The organism is Proteus sp. LHD240705, from assembly GCF_047921555.1.
Classification (GTDB): Bacteria; Pseudomonadota; Gammaproteobacteria; order Enterobacterales; family Enterobacteriaceae; genus Proteus.
In genome coordinates, this window is the sequence record NZ_JBLRMI010000003.1 from 353,754 (window position 1) to 365,926 (window position 12,173).

At 36.7% G+C, this 12,173-nt stretch carries 22 protein-coding genes and 1 pseudogene; 8 read left to right on the forward strand and 15 right to left on the reverse strand.

Annotated features, from left to right (window positions below; all coding sequences use genetic code 11):
* Window positions 1–40 precede the first annotated feature (40 nt).
* The 12 genes and pseudogenes from ACNART_RS07650 to ACNART_RS07705 form a co-directional block, all read right to left on the reverse strand.
* Window positions 41–295, reverse strand: coding sequence for a hypothetical protein (locus ACNART_RS07650; RefSeq protein ID WP_196564365.1), 255 nt, complete (start codon window positions 293–295; stop codon window positions 41–43).
* Window positions 296–308: 13 nt separating this feature from the next.
* Entirely contained in the window at window positions 309–569 is a 261-nt protein-coding gene (locus ACNART_RS07655; protein ID WP_109849929.1) for a hypothetical protein, read from the reverse strand.
* The gene (locus ACNART_RS07660) at window positions 569–850 is read right to left on the reverse strand and encodes a hypothetical protein (RefSeq protein ID WP_109849930.1); all 282 of its coding nucleotides are present in this window, start codon (window positions 848–850) and stop codon (window positions 569–571) included. The genes ACNART_RS07655 and ACNART_RS07660 overlap by 1 nt, the downstream gene beginning before the upstream one ends.
* A gap of 72 nt (window positions 851–922) precedes the next feature.
* A complete protein-coding gene (ssb, locus tag ACNART_RS07665; RefSeq protein ID WP_160230129.1) occupies window positions 923–1,450 on the reverse strand; it encodes a single-stranded DNA-binding protein in 528 nt (175 codons plus the stop codon).
* Window positions 1,450–2,057, reverse strand: a pseudogene (locus ACNART_RS07670) (ERF family protein). Before ACNART_RS07670 ends, ssb begins: the two are co-directional and overlap by 1 nt.
* Window position 2,058: 1 nt before the next feature.
* Window positions 2,059–2,379 (reverse strand): hypothetical protein, encoded by a 321-nt coding sequence (locus tag ACNART_RS07675; RefSeq protein ID WP_109373564.1) that lies wholly within the window; start codon window positions 2,377–2,379, stop codon window positions 2,059–2,061.
* A complete protein-coding gene (locus ACNART_RS07680; RefSeq protein ID WP_164530398.1) occupies window positions 2,376–2,528 on the reverse strand; it encodes a hypothetical protein in 153 nt (50 codons plus the stop codon). Before ACNART_RS07680 ends, ACNART_RS07675 begins: the two co-directional genes overlap by 4 nt.
* Window positions 2,525–2,800 (reverse strand): hypothetical protein, encoded by a 276-nt coding sequence (locus ACNART_RS07685; RefSeq protein ID WP_368888130.1) that lies wholly within the window; start codon window positions 2,798–2,800, stop codon window positions 2,525–2,527. The genes ACNART_RS07680 and ACNART_RS07685 overlap by 4 nt, the downstream gene beginning before the upstream one ends.
* Window positions 2,791–2,967, reverse strand: a complete 177-nt coding sequence (locus ACNART_RS07690) for a hypothetical protein (RefSeq protein WP_160230130.1) — start codon at window positions 2,965–2,967, stop codon at window positions 2,791–2,793. The genes ACNART_RS07685 and ACNART_RS07690 overlap by 10 nt, the downstream gene beginning before the upstream one ends.
* Before the next feature lie 88 nt (window positions 2,968–3,055).
* On the reverse strand, window positions 3,056–3,283 hold the full coding sequence (locus ACNART_RS07695) for a hypothetical protein (protein WP_098943681.1): 228 nt from the start codon (window positions 3,281–3,283) through the stop codon (window positions 3,056–3,058).
* Between the two features lie 88 nt (window positions 3,284–3,371).
* Window positions 3,372–3,596 (reverse strand): hypothetical protein, encoded by a 225-nt coding sequence (locus ACNART_RS07700; RefSeq protein WP_416303492.1) that lies wholly within the window; start codon window positions 3,594–3,596, stop codon window positions 3,372–3,374.
* A 12-nt stretch (window positions 3,597–3,608) separates the two neighbouring features.
* Entirely contained in the window at window positions 3,609–3,827 is a 219-nt protein-coding gene (locus ACNART_RS07705) for a hypothetical protein (RefSeq protein WP_416303493.1), read from the reverse strand.
* 609 nt (window positions 3,828–4,436) lie between these two features.
* On the opposite strand from ACNART_RS07705, the gene ACNART_RS07710 reads away from it, so the two are divergent.
* On the forward strand, window positions 4,437–4,886 hold the full coding sequence (locus tag ACNART_RS07710; protein ID WP_109849939.1) for a hypothetical protein: 450 nt from the start codon (window positions 4,437–4,439) through the stop codon (window positions 4,884–4,886).
* A 23-nt stretch (window positions 4,887–4,909) separates the two neighbouring features.
* On the opposite strand, the gene ACNART_RS07715 is transcribed toward ACNART_RS07710, so the two are convergent.
* The 3 genes from ACNART_RS07715 to ACNART_RS07725 form a co-directional block, all read right to left on the reverse strand.
* The gene (locus ACNART_RS07715) at window positions 4,910–5,230 is read right to left on the reverse strand and encodes a hypothetical protein (protein WP_109849940.1); all 321 of its coding nucleotides are present in this window, start codon (window positions 5,228–5,230) and stop codon (window positions 4,910–4,912) included.
* Window positions 5,231–5,679: 449 nt separating this feature from the next.
* The gene (locus ACNART_RS07720; protein WP_416303494.1) at window positions 5,680–7,305 is read right to left on the reverse strand and encodes an SIR2 family protein; all 1,626 of its coding nucleotides are present in this window, start codon (window positions 7,303–7,305) and stop codon (window positions 5,680–5,682) included.
* Window positions 7,306–7,354: 49 nt separating this feature from the next.
* A complete protein-coding gene (locus tag ACNART_RS07725) occupies window positions 7,355–8,080 on the reverse strand; it encodes a LexA family transcriptional regulator (RefSeq protein ID WP_164530407.1) in 726 nt (241 codons plus the stop codon).
* A 103-nt stretch (window positions 8,081–8,183) separates the two neighbouring features.
* Here ACNART_RS07725 and ACNART_RS07730 point away from each other — a divergent pair, with 103 nt between their 5' ends.
* The 7 genes from ACNART_RS07730 to ACNART_RS07760 all read left to right on the forward strand — a co-directional run bounded on the left by ACNART_RS07730 (window position 8,184) and on the right by ACNART_RS07760 (window position 12,151).
* The gene (locus ACNART_RS07730; protein ID WP_161769463.1) at window positions 8,184–8,369 is read left to right on the forward strand and encodes a Cro/CI family transcriptional regulator; all 186 of its coding nucleotides are present in this window, start codon (window positions 8,184–8,186) and stop codon (window positions 8,367–8,369) included.
* Window positions 8,370–8,511: 142 nt separating this feature from the next.
* Entirely contained in the window at window positions 8,512–8,859 is a 348-nt protein-coding gene (locus ACNART_RS07735; protein ID WP_004247478.1) for a hypothetical protein, read from the forward strand.
* A 95-nt stretch (window positions 8,860–8,954) separates the two neighbouring features.
* Window positions 8,955–9,128, forward strand: coding sequence for a hypothetical protein (locus ACNART_RS07740; RefSeq protein ID WP_196556832.1), 174 nt, complete (start codon window positions 8,955–8,957; stop codon window positions 9,126–9,128).
* Window positions 9,125–9,892: a helix-turn-helix domain-containing protein gene (locus ACNART_RS07745; protein ID WP_109849945.1), complete on the forward strand. Its 768-nt coding sequence runs from the start codon at window positions 9,125–9,127 to the stop codon at window positions 9,890–9,892. The genes ACNART_RS07740 and ACNART_RS07745 overlap by 4 nt, the downstream gene beginning before the upstream one ends.
* Window positions 9,892–11,277 (forward strand): replicative DNA helicase, encoded by a 1,386-nt coding sequence (locus ACNART_RS07750; RefSeq protein WP_109372764.1) that lies wholly within the window; start codon window positions 9,892–9,894, stop codon window positions 11,275–11,277. The genes ACNART_RS07745 and ACNART_RS07750 overlap by 1 nt, the downstream gene beginning before the upstream one ends.
* A gap of 21 nt (window positions 11,278–11,298) precedes the next feature.
* Window positions 11,299–11,634, forward strand: a complete 336-nt coding sequence (locus ACNART_RS07755) for a hypothetical protein (RefSeq protein WP_017628812.1) — start codon at window positions 11,299–11,301, stop codon at window positions 11,632–11,634.
* A gap of 67 nt (window positions 11,635–11,701) precedes the next feature.
* Entirely contained in the window at window positions 11,702–12,151 is a 450-nt protein-coding gene (locus ACNART_RS07760) for a YbcN family protein (protein WP_049195179.1), read from the forward strand.
* Window positions 12,152–12,173: the final 22 nt, after the last annotated feature.

The window sequence follows — 12,173 nt, forward strand, 5'->3', positions numbered from 1 at the left end:
TTAGCATGAGTAATACATATCAGATTATTTGCATGGTTATTTAATCTAAAATAAATAGAGGGTAAATATCATCCTTTATTTCTGGGTTTTTAGTGTTAAATCCTATCCAATTATTTAATATTGTGTGAGATACAGTTAAATCTAGTGGTCTTTGCATTCCTGTATGTCTGGCAAATACTACGGGTTCTAAATTATTAATTCGCTCTATTTCATTACAAACTTCAATTATTTCTTGCCAATTATGTTCATCAATACCTTCGCCTGAGTTTATTTTGTTTTTTAAATGTTTTGCCATTTATAATATATTTTTATCCATTTTTAATTTTCACTCCGCTATCTAATAAAGCGATTTCACATGCTGATATTCCACTGTTATATCCGTCAGTAAAATAATCATAATTACCTTTATTCCTTTCTCTTATCGGTAAATTTAGTAATAATGATTCGCGTGATGCTTGCCATACAATAAATAATTGTGCTTTAACGAATGAAATAAGTTTTTCATCGTAGTTATAACCTGAATACTGATTGTTAAACCACGATTCAAATTGCATCCTTGATTTATCCATCACTCCACCTTTTGGGCTGAAAATGTTGGTTCAAACTCACGCTTAACCTCAAATATCCCTAGGTATTCATCGTCAATCCAGAGCATAAATAAGCATGGAAATCTGCTCTCCCATCCGTCACAGTCAGCGTGATAATATTCTGCACATGCTTCAATGCAGGATTCTAGGTCATCATCAGCACTGAAATTATGATCATCTGGTAATTCATATCGGAGGTTATTAGTAATTTGTGATGGAGTTTCGTCTTTACTTCTTGTTGTATAAAATTGAACTATTGCCATTATTCATTCCTCTGCTTGCATCCCTGCGAGTTAAATTAAGCTGTCCGTAGCTTTCATACTGATATCACTTGGTTAAATCACATAAATAGTGTGGCGTGGGTAGGGGTGTCCAATTGGCGCGAATGGAATGTCGTCTTCTTGAAAATCCATCGGTGGTTGACTCTGTGGTGCTTGATGTTGTGCTGGCTTCTGTGGTTGCTGTGGTTGACCCCATCCTTGATTTTGTTGTGGACTCTGCCTACCTGCCTGATTGTTGTTACCTAACATTTGCATTGAACCATTAATATTCACTACAACTTCCGTGCTGTATCTATCTTGTCCATTTTGATCTTGCCATTTACGTGTTTGTAATTGACCTTCGATATAGACTTGTGATCCTTTACGCAGATATTCGCCAGCAATTTCGGCGAGCTTTCCAAATATCACAATTCTATGCCATTCAACACGTTCCTTGGTTTCACCTGATTGTTTATCTTTCCATGAATCGCTGGTGGCTAATGTAATATTAGTGACCGCATCGCCATTTGGGAGGTAACGCATTTCAGGATCTTGACCTAGATGTCCTATCAATAAGACTTTGTTTACACCTTTACTTGCCATTACATCTTCTCCAATTCTGATTTTCTGATGTTATATACTTCCTTTGCTTTTGATTGTTCAGGCGTTTTTCTGAGTAACTTCCATGTTTCACCAAATTCTTTTTTCAAAATATTGAGATCTGTAATAGCCATTGCTGAATTAGTAAAATCTTTCAATATTTGATCTGGTGTTCTCGGTGCTACATTGTGGACTTCTGCATCCGCATCGATTGCCGTTTCTTCAGTTGGTATACAAAATGTTTGGAAAGCTGCGTATTTATATGCAATAGACATGGCTTTATTTGTGGCTTTGTCTCCGCTATCCATTGCTTCACCATAAGTCACAACCGTGTGTTTGCTTCCATCTTCAACAGAAACAAATTCAAACTCTTCACTACGACATAAAATAACAAGCCACCTCTTTGTGTTTGTCTTTCCGTGACGGTACGTTCAATGATCCGTGGAAGAATAAGCAACCCATGCTTAACTAGAGCAGGAGCGAGAGCGTTATATACCGCGTCAATTCCTCTGAACATAAATCCTTGTTGTTGATTTACACTTCCTTTTTTAATGCCCGTTTCAGCCATTTCTCTAGCAACATTACTAATAGCTTTGTATACAGCTGTCATATTAATCCCCTAAATATTGACCTTGACGGCGATCACTTCCGTAGTAATCGACTTCAAATTTATTACTAGGCGTATATGTCCTTTTTGAATCTCGTTGGGCTTGAATATGCTCAGGAAGAGGAGGGTGATTTTTCGATGTGTTCAAGTTCATGTGTAGCAATTCCATTGCTAATCGTTTTTCCCTATCTGGCACACTTGTATTCGGCAATTGACCGTCAATCATTGCAATTGCCTTAGCGAGAGCCTCTTCTCTATTTTTTTCTAACTGTGATGTTAATCGAGGGTATTTTTTTGTTGGGCAGAAATGAGAGATATTGTTCATTGAAAATCTCCCTGAAAGTCCTTCATTGGCAATGACAATCCTTGCCGTCCTAACACTTCCGTTTGATACATAAATTCATCGAGCTCGCGTTCCTGCGATTCTTTGCACCTCCTGCGCAATTCTTCTAACCATTGTTGATGGTCTGTCACGCAACCCTCCTGAAATACAACTCATTGAGTATCTTTGCAACCACTTCCCCTCGTCCTGAGAGATGAATAGCCGTAGCAAGTGACTTTTCATCATATTGACTGATTATGTAATCAACGACTTCTGAGGGGTCAGGTTGGTAATATTGGGTAAGTTCTCCAAATGATTCGGTTTCAATGTGGACATCGTTGAGATTCTGAAAGGTTATTTCCGTGCCATTATTTCGGTTTCTGCTCGTCATATCGGCATAGGTGTAACGTATGGTTAGTGACATACTTTCCTCCCATAAGCTTTCATTTGTAATTGACTTGCTAATCGCCAAATATTTTTGTTATTTGTAGAGACGGCTATCCTTGCAGCTTGACGAGCAAGTTGTAAAAAAGGTGTAGAGATACTCACCGCCATGCCGTCACGCATAGCGCTGTAATAGTTAGTTTTCATGGTGACCTCGCTAGATGAGCGATAAGGTGGTTATCTGGTGTTGGCGAAGTGAAGGTGTATTAATTTATTTTTAATGATTTGAATTTTATTAGTGTGTTATTTTATTGAGCAATGTGTTTATAGCAGCTTTTTTAAATGATGATTTAATTGAATTTTCTCCAACTAAATTATCTGAGAAGTTACTTAGTAATATAGCTAATTCTGGTGCTTCTTCATGAGCGTATACTTGTGTTTTTACTTCAACATGTGGTGATTTAATTTTATGGTCTAAAGTTAATTTCACATTAATAACGACACTGGTTTCTTGTTTCATCATTTTTATTTCCTTTTAATGAATATAATTAACTACTAAATGTTTTGTTTATATATCTAAATATATGGTGGGTTATTGTTGAGCGAGAGCTTTAGAGTTTTGCTACAACTTCGTCATAATTGACTTCAAAGTCTTCGCAGGTTTCTTTCAAGTTGTTAAAGTTAATTGCGTGATTTAAGGCGCTAACTTCATCCTGAGTTAGTTGTTCATCTCGGTAGTCATTAAATCCAACTGATAACAATTTACCGCCTAATATCTCCGTTCCTGAATTAACAGACGGCTCCTTACCATCTTCATACTCAATTACGAATGTCATCTTTCCCACGTATCACCTCCTAGCCTTTAACATTGCATCTGCCATGCGGTAGTAGAAATTAGCTCTATTAACTAAGTCTTCATCTGGAAAATCATTTGGAAAATAACCAAGATCTTCGCTCTGTGAAGCTAAATCACCCTGCATAGCAGCCATTGCGAACTTGTCGCGTAATGATGCCGAGGTATTAGACCCATCACTCGCGTAATGTGGGGCGTAGTTTTTATCTGTCATACTCCCTCCGTTATTAACTAAACACGATGCTAATCATCAAGCTTGAGTTTTTGAATTAAGTTACTCACCGCGGTATCTACTGCTTCCTGATCGATGGTGTCGAATAGCTTGTTGCGTGCTTCTTCCGCTTTATTAAAGCTTTCCTCATCATCGTCGTCGTAATCTATCCACAATCCAAAATCGACCTCGAAAAGTTTCTCTGGTCAACAATATTGCACCCCGATTTTTGACTCATCGGCGTTATGAGCTTTCTTGATTAGAATCTGACGTCCATGTGACTCAAATTCCTTAAACCATATTTCCATCTCTATCTCCTATCTATTAATCAACTCACCACAGCCCACAGGATGGACTGGGATTAGTTAACTATTCCTGCTTTTAACCACGTCAGGTGAGGTGGTTCCTTACATTCCCCAACGCAAGAAATCTGTGTATAATTCAATCACCCCCAATGCAATGATAGGATTGAATTATGAACGATAAAAAATCGTCAAACACTACGACCAAGACGGTATTTGTTAATGATCATATGCCGTCAAGATTAATTAAATCACCACCTCCGCCACCACCTGCAAAAACAGGGGGTAATGGTAAAAAATAAGGATATATATGAGTCGACAAGATGTAATTACTAGAATTTTATATTCACATTATCTAGAAAAGCTGTACGCAACAGCGACTGGGCGTATAGATAAGATTATTTCAGTGTTAATTCTTATTTTCAGCTCATCAATTATTTTTAACGGAAATCCATTTCTGTTCGGTGTTTTTGTTGTGGTACTTACGGGTACACAGACAGTTTGTCAATTCGGGAAAAAGTCAGGTAGCACAATAAAAAGAGCTAATGATTATCAGCGTTTATACACAAATGAGTCTAAATATACTGATGAAGACTTGCTTTCTCATATGCTAGAAATGGAATCGTCGGACGACTCAATTTGGTCATCCTTAGAAGAAATAGCTGCAGTTAAAACAGAAATAAAACTAGGAGCTTCTGATATTTCAGCGCTAACTAAACTCCCCATAAAACTTAAATTATTACGCTTAATCTGCGGTTAATCTTATTAGCCCATCCGTGGGCTTTATCTCGCCGTAACCCCGAATTCACTGCTCGGCTGTTTTGTTTTAACTCCTGAAAATACTGCTACATTAGGTAAGCAACAGTTATCTACTGATGGTTTGAATTTAGGTTCAATACTTCTAGTTACAGGAATGTGGCTTAGCGATAGTGTCTTTTCAACGCGGTTTAGTTTTTTAGTTTCTAGTTGAAATATTGAGTCTAGTTGCATCTCAATATCTTTAATTGCAATGGCTTCGACTTTCCGTCTGGCATGACGTCTATTTGCAGAGTTACCACGTAAAAAGTCTGGTTTGCGTGATTTCTTCACTTTTATAGTTGCCATAAATCCTCCAAACAGTTGGTTTTAGTGATTGGTGATAATAGTAAAACACCAATCCGAAAACCTTCTGAGAAGGTTGACGCTTTATCAGCGTCGCCGTTCTGATAGCTAATACACAGCTTGCTACCATCGTTGTTAAAGAACATCAACGTGCTGTGTTTCGTTGATGTATTTATATTACAAACGGTAATTTTTAATGTCAATACTTGCGGTAATAAAAATGATGTTTGCGGTAATATTATTGATTTTAAAATCAAATTTTTTCTAAAAAATTTTAGATTGTGATGTAAGTCACTTTTGGAAAGGGCAAAGGGCACCCAAAAGCCCTAGTAGAGAGGGCTCTTGACAAATTTGGAGGCTAAAAGTAGTATTTATTCACGCTTCGCTCTGGTAGGGAAGTACCCCACCACCATATGGGGTCAATGATAAAGCTCAGAATTTTCTGGGCTTTATCATTTTTTATTATGAATGATTTGCGATACATCTCCATTAAGTAATAGGTCAAAACATAAAAATAGTTTTCTTAGCTCTGTTTTTATATTGTCATCTGTATTGACATCATTAAATAAAGGTATTGCTTTATTTTTGATATATTGAGTTAATTCATCTCTTCCGATATTTTTTATATTTTTAATTATTACTGTTAGTTCTTTGAATTTATTGAATTTCTCGGAATTTATCTCGGTAATTGATGAGAATTTTTTTTGTGAGTTTACCTTATCTAAATTTATTGCATTTATGACACTATCAAGCTTGCCATGTCTTATAATGCGATTATTTAATTTTCTTATTTCTTTGGATTTTAGTTCAATCTTATTGAAATTGCATGATTTTATTAATCTTGAAAATGGGACTCTAGTGGTAGAATTTACATCAAGAAGATATTTGATTGCCGTTTTATTCGATATTTCGTTTTTCTCTAAAATGTAGTCGTTCACGTAATGATTTTCGTCTATGTATGTAGATACGTATTTTTTATCTCCAAGCGCAACAACTAGGTTTTTCCCTTGTTTTACAGCTTCTTCTAGCTGATCCAGATCTGCTGGTGTAACTAAAATCGTATCTAGATTTCCTTTTTCACCTTCATTTAAAATAAGATTTTTTATTGCTCTTTGGTATCTTAGTACCTCATAAGGTGAAAGTCCTTCATCAACTAACAAAATATCATCATATATTTTTTTATAATTGTCAGTTTCTACTGATGTATAACTGATTTTTAATTGCTGATCTGTGGTGTATTTTTTTATAACTTCCTGTTCATCCTTTTTAAATTCAATCAAAATTATCCTTTCTGCTGATACCCTGCCGTCTTCGCTTGGTAATTGTGATGAGAAATCGGATAATAGTTTCCGTACATTTCTATCTGAAAGGGAGTAACCCATAAACATTATAGGATTTTTAATCATATTGGATAAAATCTTAGCGCTTATCAATATAGATTTACTATCATAAAGGTCGTAGTCTTGTTTTGTTATAATGATTGAATGAGGGTTATTTACATCACCATGTATTTTATATAATTCACTCCATCCTACCGTGTCATCAAAAAAACCTTCATTACCAATGTATATTTTGGGTATAACAGACTGTTCTTCAAGTAAAAATTCAATGAAAGGGTCATAGTTTGTTGTAATAATCATTTTTGCTTTTTTTAGGAATTTTTTAAATGATTCGAATTCTTCTTTATCTATATCATCTCTTAAATTTAAGGATGAAAATCTTTGACATAAAGAATATTTAAAAGGCGATATCTTTTCGCTAAATACTCTTTTTGCTGTCAAACCCTCAAGCGTTATTACTCCATCATTAAATAAATCATTAAACTTTTCTTCAATAAAAGATGCCGCTTCAGTGTATATTTTGTGATTTAAATCAGTCTCGTTGGGGAAATTATCCTGATACTCTTTTTTTAATTTATTTAAATAATTATAAAAATTATCTGAGTTATCAGTTACCTTATTCCAATATTCCTCTAATAACCCATCCCATTTAGGAAAATTATCAAGGTACCGTTTTGATATGCCAGAGCCAATGAAAACAATAGGATAGTTTTTAAAGTTAAATATAGGTTCTGGCATAAAATACTCCTTAATTTATTTATCCGCCCTAAGATGTTTCGTCAGATCATTAAAACAATGCTCTGCCTGTTTTTTCACAGATATCGATAAACTTGATAGGTTTAACTATAGCTGCGACATAATGAATTGTATCCACTTGAGTTGGTGATAGCGTTATTGGTTTATGTGAGTTGTTGATGCTGGTGAATTGATAGTCACCATCTCTAGTTTTATTAAATATTTTGATCATGTTATGTCCATCAATAGTGCGCACAAACACTTCATCACCTGTTTTTACGGTGGTGTTAGGTTCAACAACAACATATTCACCTGACTGAATGCGAGGCCACATACTATCGCCTTTAACTTTAAGCCCGTATGCATCCACATCATCGCTGTATATTTTTAACCATCCACTATGGGCTTCAATCATATCAACAGCACCATCGACACCTAAAAAAGCCTCACCGCGTACTTGTACCAATCCTGAAGGCATTTCACCAATATATTCAATATCATCATCCATTGATTTGGCTAATGACATTATTTGTTTTGATATGGATGGGCTTATTTCATTTACTGATACTTGTAGTATTTTTGCAAATGTAGCCACTGCTTTAGGATTTAGTGGATTTATCCCATTTAGATAATGGCTTACAGCACTTTGATTGACACCTAGCTTTTCAGCTATGTCCTCTTGGTTTATTCCTAGCTCTTTACGCTTAGCGGAATAAATTGATTTTAGCCTGCTAGCGTCAGCTAACTGCTCTTCTGATAATGGTTTTTTTTTGCTCATGTCGATATTTTATTACCAATAGTTATATTTTAAAAATACCGCGGGTATTGACTTTTTTATTACCGAACATAATAATTTATTGATTCATTCAAAGGAGAAGAATATGAACGAATTAGCTCTAAGAGATTATGTAAAAGAGTATGGTCAAGATAAGACGGCCAAAGCGATAGGGGTTACTCAAGGCGCGATAAGTAAAGCGTTAAGAGATGGAAGAAACATTATTTTATCGCACACAGAGAATGGTATTAAAGCAATCGAAATAAAACCATTCCCAAGAACTAAAAAGTAAACACTACCCGCTCTTTAACAATCGCAGTTTTTGACTGCTACGGAGTCGCTGATAAAGCGACAACTCTTCCCCAATATCAACTCATATGGAATGAGCCACGGATCATTATTGTCCCTTAGTTAACTCATAAGGACTCTAAACAATGGAATGCGCAAATACACGCAAACAATTCAATCAATTTATCTCTAATCACCTAATAGCTTCAGCATTGCAAGCATTGAGAAATAAAACTCAATCTGCTGTGGCTAGAACGTTAGGTGTTCATGATTCAACAATCCTACGTCGAACTGAAAAATATCCTGAAATATGCGAAACGCTTGTCGCATCGGGAATTATTGATTTTGTGATGGAAGGAGAACGAAAAATCTCAGAAGAAGAGTACCGATTTTTGTGGAAACAAATGGGTGAACTTTCTCAAATGAAAATAAAAGAAAACGCCTCGATTGCGGCAACAAACGAGGCGTGTTGTTCAATGGAATTCACCATTTAACGTACAAATATACTGTATTAATATCCAGTTTTTATCACAAGGGGAAACTTCGGTTTCCCTTTTTTGATACAGCTTTGGAATGGAGAAATTATACCATGAGACAAAGAATAAATCATGAATTTAATGGCTGTGATGAGCATAAAAACATCATGAGAAATAGGCTATTACAAGAAATAACTCCACTGGGTTGTCAGCGTTTAAAGGAAGCATTGAAAGACGCAAAATTAAGGAAAGCACATTGGGATAAGTTATTAGGAGAGCGAAAATGAGTATGCTTCTAATGGCAAAAGCCATGCAATTACAGGTGGGGAGTACAGCACAAAAAATGGTGCTACTGAAACTTGCCGATAATGCCAATGATAAAGGCGAGTGCTTTCCTTCTTATGAAACTATTGCACGTCATTGCGAAATTAGCCGTCAAAGTGCGATAAACCACATTAAAAGTTTATGTAAAAAAGGGTTTGTTCGTAAAGTTACGCGAAAAACTGATAAGGGGCATACTTCCAATTTATATATTTTGGATTTGGAGGCTAAATCTCTTGATGAGGGTAGTCAAAATACAGTACCACCTAGTCAAAATTCTGTACCAGAGGTAGTCAAAGAATTTGACCACGGTAGTCAAACGGTTGGACTAGGGGGTAGTCAAAAATTTTTACCCAGAACCAGTCAGTCTTTTAACCAGTCAATTAACCTTAAAAAACTATCGTCTGACGACTCGAAACCTGCAAAGCAGATTTCGGTTAATCGACAAACTAACATTCCTTATCAGGAAATTATGCAAGCCTTCAACGAATCGGCAGGGGATAGATTACCCAATGCCGAATCACTGAATGACAAACGCAAACGAGCAATATCCAAATTCCTGAAAGAGCTTAAAGAGCCCACAGTCGAATCAGCTAAAAATTATTTTGATTATTTTATGGAAACGGCGAGTGCTTGGTATTTCGGCGAAAATAATCGGGGTTGGCGAGCGAATTTTGATTATTTACTCAGACCTGAAACGGTACTCAAAACAAGGGAAGGAGCACTGTGATGAACCAAGTTCCGAATAATTTAATGGCGGAACAAAATGTTATTGGAGGACTCCTGCTTGACCCGCAAAGTGATAATGCGCAATCAATTTTTTCACTGCTAAAACCTGAAGATTTTTATGCCCGACACCATCAAATTATTTATCTCACCCTGCGAGAAATGTATACCCAACGTATGCCAATAGACATCATGACGGTGACGGATTGTCTGGAGTCAAAAGGCCGAATTAATCAATCAGGTGGTTTTGCCTATCTTGCTGAGATGGCAAGAGAAACACCGAGTATTGCTAACATTATGGCTTATGCGAAAAAAATCCGAGAGTGTTCCGCACAGCGTTTTGTTATCGAAAAGACGGTTGAAATTCAAAAACTCATGATGGTGCCAAGTGAGTTAAGTTTTACGGATAAAATTGAACAAGCACAACGCTTGCTTGATGAAGCCACGTCGTTTGGAAAAATGGGGAGAAAAACAGGGCTACGCCGAATTGATGATGTGTTGGATGATGTTTTTACCGATATTTGTGACCGCCAAGATAACCCAGAGAAACATCGAGGATTAAAAACGGGATTTAAAGATTTTGACCGCCTATTAAGCCCAAAACAGATTGTCATCGGTTCTCTGTTCGTGATTGGTGCTCGTCCAAAGATGGGGAAAACAACCGTTCTCACTGAAATGGCAAAAAATGTCTCACAACAAGGTAAGCCTGTATTGTTGTTCAGCATGGAAATGACGGATAAACAGCTTGTTGAACGGACACTAGCCCAACAAACCCAGATTAATTCAGATAAATTTTACCAAAAGTTAGAGGAGTATGAATGGGATAGGCTTTGCAGTGCCATCGGTCGCCTTAAAGATGAGCCCAATATTTGGGTGGATGATACACCCGGCATGTCCTTACAACACATTCGTTCTGAAAGTCGGAGAATTAAGCGCAAAGTCGGTGATATTGGGTTTATTGGTGTCGATTACCTCACTCTGATGCAAGCGGGAAAAGCTGACCGTAATGATATTGCCTATGGTGAAATCACTAAGGGGTTAAAGATATTGGCAAAAGAGCTCAATACGGTGGTTGTGTTGCTTGTACAACTGAATCGGGGATTGGAAAACAGGGCAGATAAACGCCCCGTACCAAGTGATTCAAGAGATACAGGACAAATCGAGCAAGATTGTGATTATTGGTTAGGCATTTATCGTGATGCGGTGTACCACGATAATGCGGATGAAACACTGACCGAGATGATTTTAAGACTCAATCGACACGGTAAAACAGGTACTGTGTATGTTGACCAACAAGGATTGAGTATTACATCGGTTGATCAATATATGGCTGCTTATCGCGCTCAACCGAAACGAGAGCCTAAAAGGTATTGTGAAAAATCGTTTTAATTCGATAGAGGGATTTTAGATATGACAATAAAACAACTACAGAAAAAAATTCATCAACAAAACATTGAGGCTGGATGGTGGGATATCCCAAGGGAAAAAGGAACCTTACTTTGCTTGATCCATTCTGAAATTAGTGAAGCAATGGAGGGGGAGCGTAAAGATCTAATGGATTACCATTTACCACATAGAAAAATGGCAGAAGTTGAACTTGCTGATGCTGTTATTCGTATTTTGGATTATGCGGAAGAGTTCGGTTACGACATCGAAAGCGCTATTACAGAGAAACTCGAATACAACAAACATCGAGTAGATCATCAGCGAGAAAATAGAGTTAAAAAAGGAGGTAAACGATTTTAATTTAGCAATTTCCGAGATGAAACTAGGTGTTTGTATATTTAAAAAATAATGATGGAGAGGTTGTTTAGTGACAGATGATATCTGTCTCCATAAATCCAATCTCAACAGTATTTTCAAAGTGCTCTCCGAAATCGTGACAACAGGTAAACGCTATCGCATCAAAATCACCGAGTGGCGTGATTTAAGAACCATACCCATGAATAAAACATGGCGTATGTGGATGGAAACCACAGGCGAGTGGTTACGTGCACGTGGCGTTGTTATCGATATTAAAAATGGTGTCGGTGAAATCGTTTTATCAAAGCCCATCACTAATGAGGAAACTCATGAATATTTCGTTGGACATTGGCTAGGACGCAATGAAAACGGTGAGCGTGAAAAAACCAGCAAGATGGATAAAGCAAGGATGCTTTACATGATGGAGAAACATGAACAATGGTGCATTGAGAAGGGAATTCCGATCATCATTCCTCGTAACTCTGAATATATGAGTTTGAAAAGAAAGCAAGAAGAATAGGAAATAGTGATGATTATTTCAG